General features: G+C 54.0%; 17 protein-coding genes. All 17 read left to right on the top strand.

What is annotated here, in order from left to right; all coding sequences use genetic code 11:
- Positions 1-4: 4 nt before the first annotated feature.
- The 17 genes from rbfA to GSF01_RS12090 all read left to right on the top strand — a co-directional run bounded on the left by rbfA (position 5) and on the right by GSF01_RS12090 (position 17224).
- On the top strand, positions 5-361 hold the full coding sequence (gene rbfA / locus GSF01_RS12170) for a 30S ribosome-binding factor RbfA (protein WP_159884315.1): 357 nt from the start codon (positions 5-7) through the stop codon (positions 359-361).
- Positions 358-1344 carry a DHH family phosphoesterase gene (locus tag GSF01_RS12165; RefSeq protein WP_159884313.1) on the top strand — a complete coding sequence of 329 codons (987 nt, stop codon included), beginning with the start codon at positions 358-360 and terminating at the stop codon, positions 1342-1344. Before rbfA ends, GSF01_RS12165 begins: the two co-directional genes overlap by 4 nt.
- On the top strand, positions 1341-2288 hold the full coding sequence (truB, locus tag GSF01_RS12160) for a tRNA pseudouridine(55) synthase TruB (protein WP_159884310.1): 948 nt from the start codon (positions 1341-1343) through the stop codon (positions 2286-2288). Before GSF01_RS12165 ends, truB begins: the two co-directional genes overlap by 4 nt.
- 73 nt (positions 2289-2361) lie before the next feature.
- On the top strand, positions 2362-3306 hold the full coding sequence (locus GSF01_RS12155) for a bifunctional riboflavin kinase/FAD synthetase (protein WP_201305377.1): 945 nt from the start codon (positions 2362-2364) through the stop codon (positions 3304-3306).
- A 193-nt stretch (positions 3307-3499) separates the two neighbouring features.
- Positions 3500-3769 carry a 30S ribosomal protein S15 gene (gene rpsO / locus GSF01_RS12150; RefSeq protein ID WP_159884307.1) on the top strand — a complete coding sequence of 90 codons (270 nt, stop codon included), beginning with the start codon at positions 3500-3502 and terminating at the stop codon, positions 3767-3769.
- 261 nt (positions 3770-4030) lie between these two features.
- A complete protein-coding gene (gene pnp, locus GSF01_RS12145; protein WP_159884305.1) occupies positions 4031-6136 on the top strand; it encodes a polyribonucleotide nucleotidyltransferase in 2106 nt (701 codons plus the stop codon).
- 217 nt (positions 6137-6353) lie between these two features.
- Entirely contained in the window at positions 6354-7397 is a 1044-nt protein-coding gene (locus GSF01_RS12140) for a polysaccharide deacetylase family protein (protein WP_159884304.1), read from the top strand.
- A gap of 80 nt (positions 7398-7477) precedes the next feature.
- On the top strand, positions 7478-8728 hold the full coding sequence (locus tag GSF01_RS12135) for a M16 family metallopeptidase (RefSeq protein WP_159884303.1): 1251 nt from the start codon (positions 7478-7480) through the stop codon (positions 8726-8728).
- A complete protein-coding gene (gene dut / locus GSF01_RS12130) occupies positions 8721-9176 on the top strand; it encodes a dUTP diphosphatase (protein ID WP_268893709.1) in 456 nt (151 codons plus the stop codon). Before GSF01_RS12135 ends, dut begins: the two co-directional genes overlap by 8 nt.
- Positions 9177-9378: 202 nt before the next feature.
- A complete protein-coding gene (gene dpsA / locus GSF01_RS12125; RefSeq protein WP_159884301.1) occupies positions 9379-10275 on the top strand; it encodes a dipicolinate synthase subunit DpsA in 897 nt (298 codons plus the stop codon).
- Positions 10276-10869, top strand: a complete 594-nt coding sequence (locus GSF01_RS12120; RefSeq protein WP_159884300.1) for a dipicolinate synthase subunit B — start codon at positions 10276-10278, stop codon at positions 10867-10869.
- 65 nt (positions 10870-10934) lie between these two features.
- Positions 10935-11975 carry an aspartate-semialdehyde dehydrogenase gene (locus GSF01_RS12115; RefSeq protein WP_159884299.1) on the top strand — a complete coding sequence of 347 codons (1041 nt, stop codon included), beginning with the start codon at positions 10935-10937 and terminating at the stop codon, positions 11973-11975.
- 87 nt (positions 11976-12062) lie between these two features.
- Positions 12063-13277 carry an aspartate kinase gene (gene dapG, locus GSF01_RS12110; RefSeq protein WP_159884297.1) on the top strand — a complete coding sequence of 405 codons (1215 nt, stop codon included), beginning with the start codon at positions 12063-12065 and terminating at the stop codon, positions 13275-13277.
- A gap of 24 nt (positions 13278-13301) precedes the next feature.
- Complete coding sequence (dapA, locus tag GSF01_RS12105; protein WP_159884295.1) at positions 13302-14177, top strand: 4-hydroxy-tetrahydrodipicolinate synthase; 876 nt, start codon at positions 13302-13304, stop codon at positions 14175-14177.
- A 218-nt stretch (positions 14178-14395) separates the two neighbouring features.
- Positions 14396-16072 carry a ribonuclease J gene (locus GSF01_RS12100; protein WP_159884293.1) on the top strand — a complete coding sequence of 559 codons (1677 nt, stop codon included), beginning with the start codon at positions 14396-14398 and terminating at the stop codon, positions 16070-16072.
- Between the two features lie 160 nt (positions 16073-16232).
- Positions 16233-16991, top strand: a complete 759-nt coding sequence (locus GSF01_RS12095; protein WP_159884291.1) for a ClpP family protease — start codon at positions 16233-16235, stop codon at positions 16989-16991.
- A complete protein-coding gene (locus GSF01_RS12090) occupies positions 16988-17224 on the top strand; it encodes a YlzJ-like family protein (RefSeq protein WP_159884289.1) in 237 nt (78 codons plus the stop codon). Before GSF01_RS12095 ends, GSF01_RS12090 begins: the two co-directional genes overlap by 4 nt.
- The last annotated feature ends 42 nt before the right edge of the window (positions 17225-17266 follow it).

Raw genomic sequence — 17266 nt, 5'->3', positions numbered from 1 at the left:
CGCTATGGCTAAAATTCGCGTAGGTCGAGTTGGCGAGCAAATCAAGAAGGAAATCAGCCAGATTATTCAGTCCGAGCTGAAGGACCCGCGGATCGGCTTTATTACCGTCACGGGCGTGGATGTCACCAATGATTACTCTCAGGCGAAGGTATATCTGAGTGTACTTGGAAGTGAGGAGCAGCGGGAAGAGACGCTGAAAGCTCTCGGCCGCAGCTCCGGATTCATCCGTTCCGAGCTGGGCAAGCGGATCCGGATGCGCAAAATTCCTGATTTGCATTTCATATTTGACGCCTCCATCGATTACGGCTCCAAGATTCAATCGATTCTTCAGCAGATTAGCGAAGGGGATTCGAAAGCATGAGTAAAGCGGAGTACGCCGTACAGCTTCAAGCGGCAGCCGACTTTATCCGCAAGCACGACGACTTTCTGGTGGTTTCCCACGTCCAGCCTGACGGGGATGCCACCGGATCGACGTTCGGCGTGGCTTGGATGCTGCATGCGCTCGGCAAATCCTTTACGCTGATCAATGAAGGCCCTATGCCTAGCAAGTTTCACTACATGGCTGGCCCGCATCCGATCTGGAACTTTGAGCAAAAAGAGCCTGAACGTATGTTTGCTGCGGTGATCTCGGTCGATTGCGCTGATTTTGGGCGGATCGGGCAGGTGCGCCGCTGCTTCGCGCCCGGATTCCAGCTGTTGAACATCGACCATCACGCGACGAATGATTCCTTTGGTACCGTGAATCTAGTCCAGGCCGATGCGGCGGCAACGGTAGAAGTGCTGTATGATCTGGCCGCGGAGCTTGCTGTGGATTGCTCGGATGAATGGAATGTATGCATCTACTCCGGCTTGTTGACGGATACCGGCGGGTTCCGCTATTCCAACACCTCGCCGAAGGTTATGCGTATCGCGTCGGAGCTGCTCAGCCGCGGAGTACAGGGGCATGAGCTCGCCGAAAGGCTGCTGGAGAAGATGACGTTCGCTCAGGTATCCTTGCTTAAGTCGAGTCTGACGACCTTGAGCTTTGCTCACGATAAGCGGGTGGCTTGGCTGTCCGTGTCAACGGACCAATTGCTTGCTTCGGGCGCATCCAGCGAGGACATGGACGGGCTCGTGAACTATGCTCGCAATGTGGAGGGAGTATCGGTCGGCATCCTGTTTAAGGAGAAAAAACCGGGCGTCGTCAAGGTCAGTCTCCGTTCCGGCGGAGAAGCGAACGTAGCGGAGATCGCCCAGCGATTCGGCGGCGGCGGCCATATTCGGGCAGCCGGCTGTACGGTCGAGGGGTCGCTGCAGGAAGCGATTGATCGGGTAGTTCAGGAGGTAGGGAGTGCGCTGTTATGACGCTGGACGGCATATTGCCGATATGGAAGCCCAAAGGCTTTACTTCTCATGATGTCGTTGCCAAGGCGCGCCGCATCCTGAAGATCAAGCGTATCGGACATACCGGTACGCTTGATCCGATGGTGACCGGCGTGCTCCCTTTATGTATCGGGAAGGCAACGCGCGTGGTTGAATATATCCAGGATTTGCCTAAAGAGTACGAGGCCTGTCTGTGGCTCGGTCTGTCTACGGATACCGAGGATTTGAGCGGCACTACGCTCGCCAAGGATGAAACGGTCAAGGAACGGATTGCGCCGGAGGCCGCAGCCGAGGCTGTCCGCCGCTTCGTCGGGCAGATTGAGCAGGTGCCGCCGATGTATTCCGCCGTCAAGGTAGAGGGAAAGCGGTTGTATGAGCTGGCTCGCCAGGGGATCGAGATTGAACGCAAAGCTCGTTCAGTTACGATCTACCGGATCGATGTCCTAGAGACGGACTGGGAAGGGGAATACCCTAAGATCCGCTTTCGGGTGCTTTGCTCTAAAGGCACCTATATCCGCACGCTTTGCGCTGACATCGGCAAGGCTCTCGGGGTACCGGCTGTGATGGGAGAGCTCGTCCGGACATCGACCGGCAGTCTGACTCAAGAAAGCTGCCTCACCTTGGAAGAGGTACAGGAGCTGGTCAGCAGCGGCGACTTGGGCTCCAGGCTGGTTCCCATCGAAGAGGCGCTTCGTCATCTCCCCCGTGTGGTATTGTCCGATGAGCAGGCGTTAAGGGCGTCCCAGGGGCAGAAGGTTCGGCTTAATGCCGAACAGCTAGCTTCACTCCAAGGGGTCGAACCGGAGCTGTTGAGCCGGATTGCGGGATTTGCCGGGCCGTCGGAACGGGCCGTTGGCGTTTTGGAATGGAATCAAGAGAAGCAAGCGCTGCAAGCCGTCAAAATTTTCACGCAAGAGCAAGCTTAACTGTTCAAAAGGGATGTTCAAAGCTCTTTGAACGACCTCTTATAGCCGAATTGTAGGTGAACGCAACGATATGATGCAGACAGTATCGCTCTCGTATCCGCTTGAAGCCGGGCGCTTCGCGGGTCAAAGGCCACAAGTGCTCGCGATCGGAGATTTTGACGGCGTCCATCTTGGACACCGGGAAGTCATCGGACGCGCCGTAAGAAGGAGCAGGGATCTGGGAGCCGTCAGTGCCATTATGACCTTCCATCCCCATCCGCGCCAGGTGCTTGGGCTTGATCATTATGTGAGGCTGCTGACCCCGCGATGGACGAAACGCGAGGTTTTAAGCGAACTTGGGGTCGATGTGACCTATATGGTCGATTTCAACGAGTCGTTCATGCGGCTCACTCCGGAAGAATTCGTGGAGCATATGCTTATCCCTCTTAATCTGGATACGGTGTATGTCGGCTTTGACTTCAGATTCGGCCATCGGGGCTCGGGCACGCCGGATACTCTATGCGAGCTGGCCAAGGGCCGATTTGCCGTCGAGATTGTACGTCCCTTCCATCAGGGGGGCGAGAAGGTGAGCAGCACCCGTATCCGGCAATGTTTGCAGGAAGGACAAGCTCGTGAAGCGGGGGAGCTGCTCGGCCGGCCCTACGAGCTGGAGGGCGAGATTGTGCACGGAGATGCCCGCGGCCGGACGATCGGATTTCCGACAGCCAATATTTTATTGAAGGACCCTTACGTGCTGCCGGCTAACGGCGTTTATGCCGTCCGGGTACGGGTTCGTGATCGCTGGTACGGCGGCGTCATGAATATCGGGGTTAAGCCTACCTTTGAAGGAACATTGATTCATCCGACGCTGGAGGCTCATTTGTTTGACTTTAAGGACGAGATTTACGGCGAGACGGTACAGGTTCAGCTCATCGATTTTATTCGTCCGGAGCGCAAGTTCGGCTCGGTTGACGAGCTTGTCGCGCAGATCGGGCAGGATGCCGATACGGCGCGCAGGACGCTGGCTCCGATGCCTTAACAAATTTTGTTTTTCTATTTTACTTTTAATGATGCGATGTGCTATACTATGAAGCGTTGTCGATTCGGAAAACGCCGTTCGAGACGGCGGCTCGCCAAGAGCCCGGCAATCGAATAAACCGTAGCGTGGAGAAACGAGACTCCGACGGTCTCTGGGCTACCGGGGATAACATAACTTATGGAGGTGAATCAACATGGCATTGACACAAGAGCGTAAGCATGAACTGATTGCTACACACAAAACCCACGAGAACGATACGGGATCTCCTGAGGTGCAAGTTGCGATTCTTACAGAAAACATCGTGAACCTGACAGCTCACTTGAAAACCCACAAGAAAGACCACCACTCTCGTCGCGGTCTGCTCAAAATGGTCGGTCAACGCCGTAAGCTGCTGACGTACTTGAAAAACAAAGACGTTAAGCGTTACAGCGCACTGATCGAGAAACTCGGTTTGCGCCGCTAATCGCGCGTGCCTCGCAATCAAAGCAATCACGTTTGTCCTTTGGGCGCCTCCAGATCATCGTCATTTGGATGCTCCAGGACTCGGGATTGCTTTTTTTGGCAGTGCAGACTGAGGTTAATTTAGCTAATGTTTTCGCAAAAAGAAGGAAATACTAACCATTATGCAGAATGGTTAATTGATCAGCATGCGTGCGAACGGGCATACATAAGCGAATCCTCGCGACACATGTTATGAACGAACGCCAATTATAGGAGGTTGTTTATGGAGAGCAAGGTGCAAATGGATCTTGGCGGCCGGCAGCTCGTGCTGGAGACGGGCCGTCTGGCCAAGCAGGCCAACGGCGCCGTCGTCGCCCGCTATGGTGATACGGTCGTACTATGTACGGTTACGGCGTCGGCCGAGCCGAAGGATCTGGATTTTTTCCCGCTGACGGTGAACTACGAGGAGCGTCTGTACTCGGTAGGTAAAATTCCCGGAGGCTTTATCAAGCGTGAAGGACGCCCGAGCGAGAAAGCGATTTTGGCAAGCCGTTTGACGGACCGCCCGATTCGTCCGTTGTTCCCGGAAGGGTTCCGTAATGACGTGCAAGTCGTAGCTATCGTTATGAGCGTGGATCAGGATTGCACGCCAGAGATGGCGGCTATGATCGGCGTATCCGCAGCGCTTAGCATCTCCGATGTTCCTTTCGACGGGCCGGTAGGCGGCGTGATCGTTGGACGGGTAGACGGGCAATTCGTAATTAACCCGACGCTTGCGCAAGCGGAGAAGAGCGATATTCATCTGGTCGTCGCAGGCACCAAGGATGCGATCATGATGGTTGAAGCCGGCGCCGATGAGGTAGCTGAAGAAGCGATGCTCGAAGCGATCATGTTCGGTCATGACGAGATCCGCAAAATCGTCGCAGTGCAGGAAGAGCTTGTCGCCAAGGTCGGCAGACCGAAGATGGAAGTGAAGCTGCATGCGGTTGATCCGGAAGTGGACAAAGCCGTTCGCGAGTTTGCCCAAGCCCGTCTGGTCGAAGCGGTCAAAATTCCGGAGAAGCATGCCCGCCAGGATGCGATTGATGCCGTGAATGCCGAAGCGAAGGAGCATTTTGTCGCTGTCTATGCTGAAACGCCGGACAAGATGGACGATGTCAAGGAATCCTTGTATGATATCGTGAAGGAAGAAGTCCGCCGTTTGATTACGCATGACAAGGTGCGTCCGGATGGACGGGCACTTGAGGAGATCCGTCCGATTGAGTGCGACATTAATTTGCTGCCGCGCACGCATGGCTCGGGTCTGTTCACGCGGGGTCAAACGCAGGCGCTGTCGATTTGTACGCTTGGCGCGCTTGGCGATGTGCAGATTCTGGACGGCATCGATCTGGAAGAATCCAAAAGGTTCATGCACCACTATAATTTCCCGCCGTTCAGCGTTGGCGAAGCAAGACCTCTTCGTCCTCCAGGCCGTCGCGAGATCGGACATGGGGCGCTTGGCGCACGTGCGCTGGAAGCTGTTATTCCGAATGAAGTCGAGTTCCCTTATACGATTCGTCTTGTCTCTGAAGTGCTGGAGTCGAACGGTTCAACCTCCCAGGCTAGTATATGCGCAAGCACGCTCGCTATGATGGATGCAGGCGTTCCGATTAAGGCACCGGTAGCGGGGATCGCGATGGGCTTGATCAAGAACGGCGAGCACTTCTCCATTCTGTCGGATATCCAAGGTATGGAGGATCATCTGGGCGATATGGACTTTAAGGTAGCGGGTACGGCCAAGGGTGTTACTGCTCTGCAAATGGATATTAAAATTGACGGGATTAACCGTGAAATTTTGAGCCAATCGCTCGAGCAGGCCAGAGAAGGACGGATGCATATTCTCGGCAAAATGATGGAGCGGATCTCCACGCCAAAGAACGAGCTCTCGCCTTATGCGCCTAAGATCGTGACCATGCAGATCAACCCGGACAAAATCCGCGATGTGATCGGAGCCGGCGGGAAGATCATCAATAAAATCATCGAGGAGACCGGCGTGAAGATCGACATCGAGCAGGATGGACGCGTATTTATCGCTTCGTCCAACAGTGAGATGAACGAAAAAGCACGTTCGATCATCGAAGGCATCGTCCGCGAAGTCATCGTCGGGGAAATCTATCTCGGTACGGTGAAGCGCATTGAGAAATTCGGAGCTTTTGTTGAAATACTGCCGGGCAAGGACGGTCTCGTGCATATTTCGCAATTGTCTTCCGAGCGCGTAGCCAAGGTAGAGGATGTTGTTAAAATCGGAGACCAGCTTACCGTTAAGGTAACGGAAATCGATGCGCAGGGACGTGTCAATCTATCCCGTAAAGTGCTGCTGACTCCTCCGACCGCTCCGGCCCAATCCTAACTGCACGATATGTAACGGCGCTTCAATGAGCGCCATACGAAGAAAGAGCCAGATCTTGTCTGTCTCTTTTTTGCTTTGTCTAAAAAAGAACAGGAGCTTTGCAGCAGGCCGGTCTCCCTTGTCCCATTCCTTTGCGAACCCGTTAGAGTCGAAGGTCTAATCTCGTCCGCACAGACATATGAATGGGACAAACAAGGAAGAAACGGGAGACCCGACTATGAACCTGAAAAAAGAAAAGCTGCTGCTGTTTGCCACCGCCAGTCTAGCCACCCTGCTGGTGCTGCTGCAACAATCGACCGCCGTAGATCGATTCGTCACGAATGCCCGTGAAACATCCGGCAAGAGCTCCGGCTTTGCGTCAGCGGATTCTTTCCAGGCATGGGCCCGTCAGATGTTCGGTCATGACGAAGAGCTTCGCTCCAAAGCTAGGGCCTATATCCAGGAAGAAGCTCGCAAACGTTATGTGGCTCCGATTAATGCCAAAATCGATCGTGTGTGGAAGGCTGTACCGGGCTATAACGGCCTGGAGGTTGATCTGGAGAAATCGCTGGATGCGGCCCAGGCGCAAGGATATCCGGACCCGCCGCCGCTTGTATACCGCGAGATCCCGCCGCAAACCGGATTGGATCAGCTTGGACCGCATCCGGTATATAAAGGAAACCCGGGCAAGCCGCTCGTAGCTTTCATGATCAATGTGGCCTGGGGGGACGAGTATTTGCCCCAGATGCTGGCGACTCTTGAGAAAGAAGGCATCCGGGCGACCTTCTTTTTGGATGGCATGTGGCTTTCGAAGAACGTAGCGATGGCGAAAACAATTGCAGAGAAAGGCCATGAGCTAGGGAATCATGCCTATTCGCATAAAAATATGAGCACCCTTTCCCGCGCGCAAAATGAAACGGAAATCGTTAAAACGGAAAAGCTGCTGAAGGAACAGGTAGGCGTGAGCGGGGGACTGTTCGCTCCTCCTTCGGGCGACTATAACCAGACAACGGTAGATGTCGCACACAGCCTGGGGCTTCGCACGATCCTGTGGACCCTGGATACGGTAGATTGGAAAAAGCCCCCCGCTGATTCCATCGTTCGCAAGATAGCGGCACGCGTGGAGCCGGGGACGCTGATTCTGATGCATCCGACCGCTTCTAGCAGGGATGCGCTTGACGGGATGATCCGTTCGATAAGGAGCAAGGGTCTTCAGCTCGGCACGGTCAGCGAGGTGCTTTCGCCGCAGCGTATCCCTGAGGTTGAGTCCCCCACACAATAATGGTAATATCTAAATATTATGCCTGCACGAGCACCTGCCTGTAGGCGGCATCAATGAATACGAACGAGGAGGCATCGTGCTTGGACAAATATACCCTCAAAAACGGATTGCGCGTCGTGATCGAGAAAATTCCGACATGCCGTTCCGTGGCATTCGGCATCTGGGTGAAGACCGGTTCGCGCAATGAACACGAAACGAATAACGGAATTTCGCATTTTATCGAGCATATGCTCTTCAAGGGCACCGATAAATACTCGGCCAAAGAGATTGCGGAGATTTTCGATGGTATCGGCGGTAATATCAACGCGTTTACATCGAAGGAATACACTTGCTACTATTGTAAAGTGTTGGATGAGCATCTCCCGCTGGCCGTCGAGGTACTGTCCGACATGTTCTTCCGCTCGGTTTTCGATCCCGAGGAACTGGAGAAAGAGAAGAATGTCATTTATGAAGAAATTGCCATGTATGAGGATACCCCTGACGATATGGTGCATGACCTGATCGCAAGGGCGGCCTTCGGCGAGCATACGCTTGGGTATACAATCATCGGGACCGAGGATAATTTGTCCGCGATGAATTCAGATACGCTGCGCGATTATATGAAGTCTCACTATACGCCTGGCAATACGGTCGTCAGCATAGCGGGCAATATCGGCGATGATGTGTTGTCCTTGATTGATCGCCATTTCAGCGGTTTTAGCGGACCGGAGGCCCCTGATAGCCGGCAGCCGCTTGGCTTCCACAGCGAGCTTGCGTACCATCAGAAAAAAACGGAGCAGAATCACATTTGCTTGTCTTTGCCGGGACTACCGATCACCGACGATAACCTGTATGCGATGATACTATTAAATAATGCGATCGGCGGCGGGATGAGCTCGCGCTTGTTCCAGGAAATCCGTGAAAAACGGGGTTTGGCCTATTCTGTATACTCCTATCATACGTCCTATCAAGACGGAGGCTTGTTCACGATCTATACGGGAACGGCGCCCAAGCAAACCTCCGAGGTTCTTAAAGTTACGCTTGAGATGATGGCTGACCTGAAGGAGCACGGATTATCGTCTGCCGAGCTGCGCAAAGGGAAAGAGCAGATGAAGGGCAGTCTGATTCTGAGCCTCGAAAGCACAAGCAGCCGAATGAACCGTATCGGCAAAAACGAGCTGATGCTGGGCAAGCACTATAGTCTGGATGAAATTATCGAGCGAATCGAGCGTGTCGACATGGAGCATATCCGGGAATTAACGGCGAATCTGCTGTCGAACCCATTCGCTATGGCCATGGTCGGCCAGAACGATGACGCTATTCAGGGCTTCAGGAGGGATCAGCTTGTCTGAACAGTATCAAGTGCAAATCAAGCGGCTGCCGGGCAACGAGGATATCCCGCTTCCGGCTAAAATGTCCGAACTAGCCAGCGGCTTCGATCTGTATGCGGCGCTAGCTGATCCGATCGTGCTGGCGCCGGGGGAGAGGGCGCTTATTCCTACCGGGTTCGCGCTCGCGATGCCGGGGGAGCTGGAGGCGCAGATCCGGCCGCGGAGCGGCCTGGCGTTCAAGCACGGTCTTACCACCTTGAATACGCCGGGGACGATCGATGCGGACTATCGGGGCGAGGTGAAGGTGCTGCTCATCAACCATGGCTCCTCGCCATTCGCGATTGAACGCAAGGAGCGGATTGCCCAGATGGTGTTCCAGCGCGTTCCCCAAGTCGTTTTTCAGGAAGTCGAGGAGCTGGATGATACGGTAAGGGGTACCGGCGGCTTCGGCCATACGGGAACGAAATAATGAATATACAGACTGCCGACCTGTAGAGGTTGGCAGTCTTTTTTTATACAATTAGGCGGCGAATGCCATTCCTTATCAGTCAACAAGCGAGGCTTGCGGCTCTTTCACCCCGAGTCTCATGTCGTGCTCCGTATTGGAACCCATCTCTGGGCAAGCGCATAAGATGATTTATCGAAAGCGACTTAGAAAGAGGTGAGAAGAAATGCTGACCGGGATACAAGCGGCTCTGATCGGAGGCGACGCCAGGCAGCTCGAGGTCATCCACAAATGCTCGGAGCTGGACGCGTCCGTTACGCTGATCGGGTTCGACAATCTACAGAACGGATTCAGCGGCATCACCAAGGCGGAGCTCACACCGGAGGCGCTGGACGGGATGGATGCGGTCATTTTGCCTGCCGTAGGTACAGATGATCATGGCCGCGTGGAGAGTTTGTTTTCTTCCAAGGAATTGCGCTTGGCACAAGAACATATAGCGGCTTTGCCGAAGCACGCCACCGTTTTTACCGGGATGGCGAAGCCTTACTTACGCGAGTTGTGCGCCACCTATAGCATTGCGCTTGTCGAACTCTTCGATAGGGACGACGTGGCGATTTACAACTCCATCCCGACGGCCGAGGGGGCCATCATGATGGCCATCCAGAATACGGACATTACGATTCACAGCTCCGACTCCATGGTGCTTGGCTTCGGCAGAACGGGCATGACGCTTGCCCGCACGCTGCAAGGCATGGGAGCGCATGTGAGAGTTGGTGTCAACAGACCCGATTATTTCGCCCGGGCAGCCGAGATGGGCATGAATCCATTTTACACGCATGATTTGATCAAGAAGGTTTCGGGTGTGGACCTTCTGTTCAATACGATTCCTTCCTTAATCATTACGGCGCAGGTTATCGCTAATATTCCCCATCGTGCCCTAATTATTGATCTGGCCTCCAGGCCGGGAGGGACGGATTTCCGGTTCGCAGAGAAGCGCGGAGTCAAAGCGATGCTGGCCCCCGGACTGCCGGGTATCGTAGCGCCCAAGACAGCGGGACGCATCATAGCGGACACGATTAGCAGCATCATCATGGAGCATGCTCAGTCAAGGGGGAATGAATAAATGGATTGGTCCAAAGTGACCGTAGGCTTCGCGCTGACGGGATCGCACTGCACGTTCGAAGAGGTAATGCCCCAAATAAAGCGGTTCACGGACGCGGGGGCCAAGGTCGTGCCGATCGTATCCAATACGATCATGACGACGGACACAAGGTTCGGGAGTTCGGAAAGTTGGCGAAAACAGTTGAAAGAGATCACAGGAAATGATATTATTTCTTCAATTGTAAATGCCGAGCCGCTCGGGCCTTCCAAGCTCTTGGACGTGATGGTGATTGCTCCCTGCACGGGGAATACGACAAGCAAGCTGGCTAATGCGATGACGGAAAGTCCCGTTTTGATGGCAGCCAAGGCACAGATGCGGAATCAACGTCCGCTTGTGCTGGCGATCTCCACCAATGACGGACTTGGACTTAATGCAACGAACGTCGGCAAGTTGCTGATCACCAAGAACATTTACTTTGTCCCGTTCGGACAGGACGCGCCTGCCGCTAAGCCGAACTCGCTGGTCGCCCGTATGGACCTGATCATGGAGACATGCGAGGCGGCATTGGCCGGAAAGCAGCTTCAACCGATGCTGATCGAACGTTTTAATTACTAATTACCGTTTTTGAATCATCTCTTACAAGCAGCTACCGTTATCATTATCACAGGGGAGAGAACTACATGTCGAATCAGAAATTGTTTAACGTTGCCGTCGTAGGCGCAACAGGTGCCGTAGGAGAACAAATAATCCGTTTGCTGGCCAAGCGGGATTTCCCCATTCAAGAGCTCAAGCTTCTGTCTTCCGCTCGCTCGGCAGGCTCCAAGATATCGTTTAAAGGGCAGGAAATCACGGTTCAGGAGGCTACTGCCGATTCCTTTGAGGGCGTCGATATTGCCTTGTTCAGCGCGGGAGGAGACGTTAGTAAGGCACTTATTCCCGAAGCGATCAAACGCGGAACCGTCTGTGTAGACAACACGAGCGCCTTCCGGATGGATCCGGAAACTCCGCTGGTTGTCCCGGAGGTTAATATCGATAAAGTAAGCGAGCACAAGGGCGTAATTGCCAACCCGAACTGCTCGACCATCCAGATGGTACAGACGCTGAAGCCGCTTTATGACCGTTACGGCATCTCCCGTGTTATCGTATCCACCTATCAGGCGGTTTCGGGCGCCGGGGCCAGCGCTATTACAGAGATGCTGCGTCAATCCCGCGAGATACTGGACGGCCAAGAAGTCGAGCCTAAGATTCTGCCTGTCGGCTCGCTGCCTAAAAAGCATCAGATCGCGTTCAACGCCATTCCGCAAATCGACAAATTTACGGATAATGGCTTTACTTACGAGGAAATGAAGATGATCAACGAAACGAAAAAAATTATGGGCGACGAATCGCTGGAAGTCACGGCTACTTGCGTTCGCATCCCGGTTGTGTACGGCCACTCCGAATCCGTCTATGTCGAATTGAAATCGGATTTCGATGTTGAAGAAGTCAAGCAGCTGCTCGCAGACGCTCCGGGGCTCGTGCTCCAGGACAATGCCGCCGAGCAGGAGTACCCGCTCGCAACGGAAGCCACCGGCAAGCTGGAGACATTCGTAGGCCGGGTACGCCGCGACCTTAGCAATCCTCGGGCGTTGAACCTGTGGATCGTGTCCGATAACCTGCTGAAGGGCGCAGCCTGGAATGCGGTACAGATTGCGGAGTATATTGCGATCGAACAGAACTAGGATTAATCCGTCTGGCTTCCTGTCTTCGGGCAGGGAGCCAGGCTTTTGCTTCAAAGAAAAGCTCTAACAGGAGAAGGGAAGATCTGCGTGAAGATCTTGGTGCAGAAATTCGGAGGCACCTCCCTTTCCACAGTCGAAGCCAGAACATATGTTGTCGAACATATTCGGGAAGCCATCGAACAAGGATACCAGCCAGTAATCGTCGTATCGGCTATGGGACGGAAGGGCGAGCCCTATGCAACGGATACCTTGTTGGATTGGATCAGCCGCAACGGCGACCGTCTTCCCGCAAGAGAAAGGGATATGCTGCTCGGCTGCGGCGAATTGATTTCGGCCGCTACCCTGTGCAGCTTGCTGGAGGCTGAGGGCATTCCCTCGGCCGTATTAACCGGGGCGCAAGCGGGGATTATGACGAATGACGATTTCGGCAATGCGCAGATTTTGTCGATCAACCCGCGCCGGGTTATTGAACTGCTGGAGCAGAGAAGGGCAGTCATCGTAGCGGGATTTCAAGGCGTTTGCAAGAACGGCGATATGACGACCCTGGGCCGAGGCGGGAGCGATACATCGGCTACGGCACTGGGAGCTGCGCTTAAGGCGGAGCTTGTCGATATTTTTACCGATGTCAATGGTATTCTGACGGCGGACCCTCGCATTGTGCAGGATGCAAAGCCGCTGGAAGTCATATCTTACGCGGAGATTTGCAACATGGCCCATCTTGGGGCAAAGGTGATTCATCCGCGAGCGGTGGAGATGGCCATGCAAGCGGGCATCCCCGTCCGGGTCCGGTCCACCTTTTCCAAAAGTCCGGGCACCCTTGTAACCCATCCGGCTTCGGCCAAAGGCTCTGGCGCTATTCTTGACAGATTTGTCACCGGTATCGCTCACGTAGCGGGCATCTCTCAGATTCGCGTGGCCGCGCCTGAGGTGGCCTATGACCTTCAGCTTCGCGTCTTCAAGGCGATGGCACAGGAGAGGATCAGCGTCGACTTTATCAATGTAACTCCCTCAGGGGTTACGTATACCGTATTCGATCACGAGGCGGATCGGGCCATGAGTGCGCTGGCCGGACTTGGGCTGCCGCCGGTCGTGTCGAGCGGCTGCGCCAAGGTCTCCATCATCGGAGGGGGAATGAACGGCGTTCCCGGCATAATGGCTATGATCGTCGAAGCATTGACGGACCAGGATATTCATATTCTGCAATCGGCCGACTCCAACGCCACCATATGGGTGCTCGTGGAGGGCAAGGATATGGCGGAGGCGGTGAGGGCGTTGCACCGCACATTTAATTTGCATAAATAACAAGGCAGGCAGGAGGAGAAAGTCGTGGATTTCGGAAGACTGATTACAGCAATGGTAACTCCATTCGATGAACGGCTGAATATCGACTGGGCTCAATTCGAGCATGTGTTCAACTACCTGATAGACGAACAGCGAAGCGACAGTCTCGTTATTTGTGGAACAACCGGGGAGTCTCCGACTCTGTCTGACGAAGAGAAGCTGCAGTCGTTCGAGGCGGCGGTCAGATTGGCCCAAGGAAGAGTGAAAGTCATTGCCGGTACGGGCAGCTACGATACGGCCCATTCGATTCATTTGTCCAAGGAAGCGGAGAAACGCGGCGTCGATGCGCTGCTGCTCGTAGCTCCGTATTATAGCCGTCCTTCGCAAGAAGGTCTCTATCAGCACTTCAAAGCGATTGCGGAAGCCGTGTCCATCCCAGTTGTTCTTTATAATGTCCCTGGACGCACCGGCGTCAATATTGATGCGGATACGACGATACGTCTGTCGCAGATCCCCAATATCGTGGCTACCAAGGACTGTGCCGACACGGATCAGCTTACGCAGATCGTGGCCGGTGCGGCTCCTGGCTTCCTCGTGTATAGCGGCGACGATAGTGCGGCATTGCCGGCCTTGGCAGTCGGAGCACACGGGATCGTGAGCGTGGCTTCACATGTGATTGGAAAAGAAATGAAATTTATGATAAACTCTTATGTACAGGGGAATGTAAAAGAAGCCGCCGAATGGCATGGCAAGCTTCTGCCGGTATTCAGAGGATTGTTCTTCTGCCCGCACCGTGTACCGAGTCCCGCTCCGGTTAAGCATGCGCTGAATCTGAAGGGGATACCGGTAGGCGGCGTGCGGCTTCCGCTCGTTAATGTGACCGAACAAGAAGGACAATTCATTGCTTCCCTGCTAGGATGAAGACCTCGATGAATCGGTGTCGCTCGCGGCATCGGTTTTCTTTTTTTGGGATACCATAACGAGTACCCGGGCTTGTGTGAGCGGTTTGCGAACCGCTTACTTGTAAAGTCAAGTTTCTTTCATGTATAATGGTGGCAAGTGACTGGTGCGGTTTAGTAATTAAATGGTTTGTTCATATGATTAATCGTCGTCAAATAATTTGAGGAGGTTTCATTACTTTGTCTAAGAAAAATATAGATAAATTGACGATTTTCGCCCTAGGCGGCGTGGGCGAGATCGGTAAGAATATGTATGTAGTGCAGTACGCGAACGATATCGTCGTGGTGGACTGCGGCCTGAAGTTTCCGGAAGAGGATATGCTCGGCATCGACATCGTGATTCCTGACATTTCCTACCTGACGGAGAACCGCGACAAGGTTCGCGGCATTTTGATTACCCACGGACATGAGGATCACATCGGCGGATTGCCCTATGTACTTAAAAACCTGAATGTCCCGATTTACGCAACGCGTCTGACCTTGGGCCTTATCGAAACGAAGCTGAAGGAAGCGGGTCTGCTGGGCGAGACGAAGCGTATCGTCATTAATTCGGATTCCGAATTGAAGCTCGGCTGCATGACCGCGACCTTTTTCAAAACGAACCATAGTATTCCCGATTCGGTGGGAGTATGCCTCGCAACACCCGAGGGCAATGTGGTTCATACCGGAGACTTCAAGTTCGATCAGACTCCTGTCAACGATCAGTATGCCGACTTGCACCGGATGGCGGCTATCGGACAGCAGGGCGTGCTTGCCCTCTTGTCGGACAGCACGAACTCGGAACGTCCAGGCTATACAGGCTCGGAGCGCAGCGTAGGCGCCGAGATCGAAGAAGTGTTTCGCAAGGCGAAGCAGCGCGTTATTCTCGCAACGTTCGCATCGAACATTCACCGGATTCAGCAGGTGGTCGACGCTTGCCAGGTAACTCGCCGGAAGCTTACGGTGATCGGACGCAGCATGGTCAATGTCGTGTCGATCGCAAGCGAGCTGGGCTACTTGAACATACCGGATGGCATGCTGATCGAGCCCGAGGAAGTCAACAAGCTGGCTGGCGACCGTGTCGTAATCTTGTGCACAGGATCGCAAGGAGAGCCGATGTCGGCCCTGACACGGATGGCACGCTCAACTCACCGCAAGATCGATATCTTGCCAGGCGATACGGTGATTATTGCCGCTACCCCGATTCCGGGCAACGAGCGTTACGTTGGACGAACTGTCGATGAGCTGATGCGTATTGGCGCGCACGTGATCTATGGACCGGGTTCGATTACAGGCGTACACGTCTCCGGACATGGCAGTCAGGAAGAGCTTAAGCTGATGCTGAATATCATGCGTCCCAAGTACTTTATTCCGATTCACGGCGAGTACAGAATGCTGCGGCAGCACGGTTTGCTTGCCGAATCCGTGGGCATTCCGCGCGAAGACATCTTCATCGTGGATAACGGCGAAACGGTCGAAATTGTGGACGGCGTCGCCCGCAAAGGCTCTAAGGTGCCGGCCGGCAATGTGCTGATCGACGGGCTAGGCGTAGGCGACGTAGGGAACATTGTCCTTCGTGACCGCAAGCTTCTTTCCCAAGATGGGATCCTCGTGGTCGTCGTTACGCTGAGCAAGCAGGACGGGAAGATTTTATCCGGTCCGGATATCATCTCCAGAGGATTTGTGTACGTGCGGGAGTCCGAAGGCCTGCTTGATGAGGCCAACCGGATTGTAACGAGCACTTTGCATCGATTGATGAATGAGAACGTGAATGAATGGGCGTCGCTCAAAACACATGTTAAAGACGCGCTCGGACGATTTTTATATGAACAAACCAGAAGAAGACCAATGATTCTTCCTATCATTATGGAAGTCTAGTCACTCGCATTAGTCACTTGACCCTTTACCTTATAACCCACCCAAAGCTTCCCGTCCCGGCTCGTGCCGTGCAGACGGGAAGCTTTTTGCTTGCGCGCATATTCTTGGCGGGCAGACTCATACTAAAGGGAGATTTTGATATTGGCGAGGGGGTACCATCATGAATAACCAGGATAAGCAGGAGCAGCAGCCGCAGCCCGCACAACCGCAAGTGAATCCGTCGGCAGAGGACTTACGCAAGAATGCAACCGTCGAGGCCATCCAGCAGCTCGGTCAAACCGCTGTGCCGAACGGGGAGTCCAATATATTCTGCATGACGATCATCGGTCAGATCGAAGGGCATATCGTCCTGCCGCCGCAAAACAAAACGACCAAATACGAGCATTTGATTCCGCAGCTGGTAGCGGCTGAGCAAAATCAGAAAATAGAAGGCGTGCTGATCATCTTGAATACTGTCGGAGGCGATGTGGAGGCGGGGCTAGCTATCGCCGAGATGATTGCGACGCTCTCCAAGCCGACTGTCACTCTGGTGCTGGGGGGCGGACATAGCATAGGCGTGCCTATAGCGGTATCGGCCAGTTATTCCATCATTGCCGAGACGGCAACCATGACCATCCATCCGATCCGAATGAACGGGCTTGTGATCGGCGTACCGCAAACCTTTGAATACCTGGATAAAATGCAAGAGCGCGTCATTCGTTTTGTGACCCGGCATTCCCGCGTGGATGAAGAGAAATTCAAGGAGCTCATGTTCAAGACGGGCGAGCTGACTCGCGACATAGGGACCACCGTCATCGGAGCGGATGCCGTGAAGTATGGGCTGATCGATAGCTTAGGAGGAGTAGGCGATGCGATCCGAAAGCTGAATGAGCAGATTGAGGAGCGGCGGAAGCAGCAGACGGGAGGGATCGTGCAATGATTCATTCCACCTTGCTGCCCCACGACGTCGTGATGGAAGGGTTCGATCCCGCCGAGTCCACTGTGCAACGGGCGATGGAGATCACCGTCAATGGCATAACGATGCAGGTTCAGCCGTTGAACGCGTCACAAGCGGCTATTGTAAGGCTCATTGACTGCGAGCTCCAGGACTACCTCAACCCCGGCTTGGCGCCTGGCCGGATCATCGAATTTCAGCCGACTTTCGTCAGGTAATTCCGGAAAAAAGGGAAACGTACGTTTCACCCCAGTTTATGG

Source organism: Paenibacillus puerhi (assembly GCF_009846885.1).
GTDB lineage: Bacteria > Bacillota > Bacilli > Paenibacillales > NBRC-103111 > Paenibacillus_G > Paenibacillus_G puerhi.
This window is presented reverse-complemented; position numbering and strand designations above follow the sequence as displayed.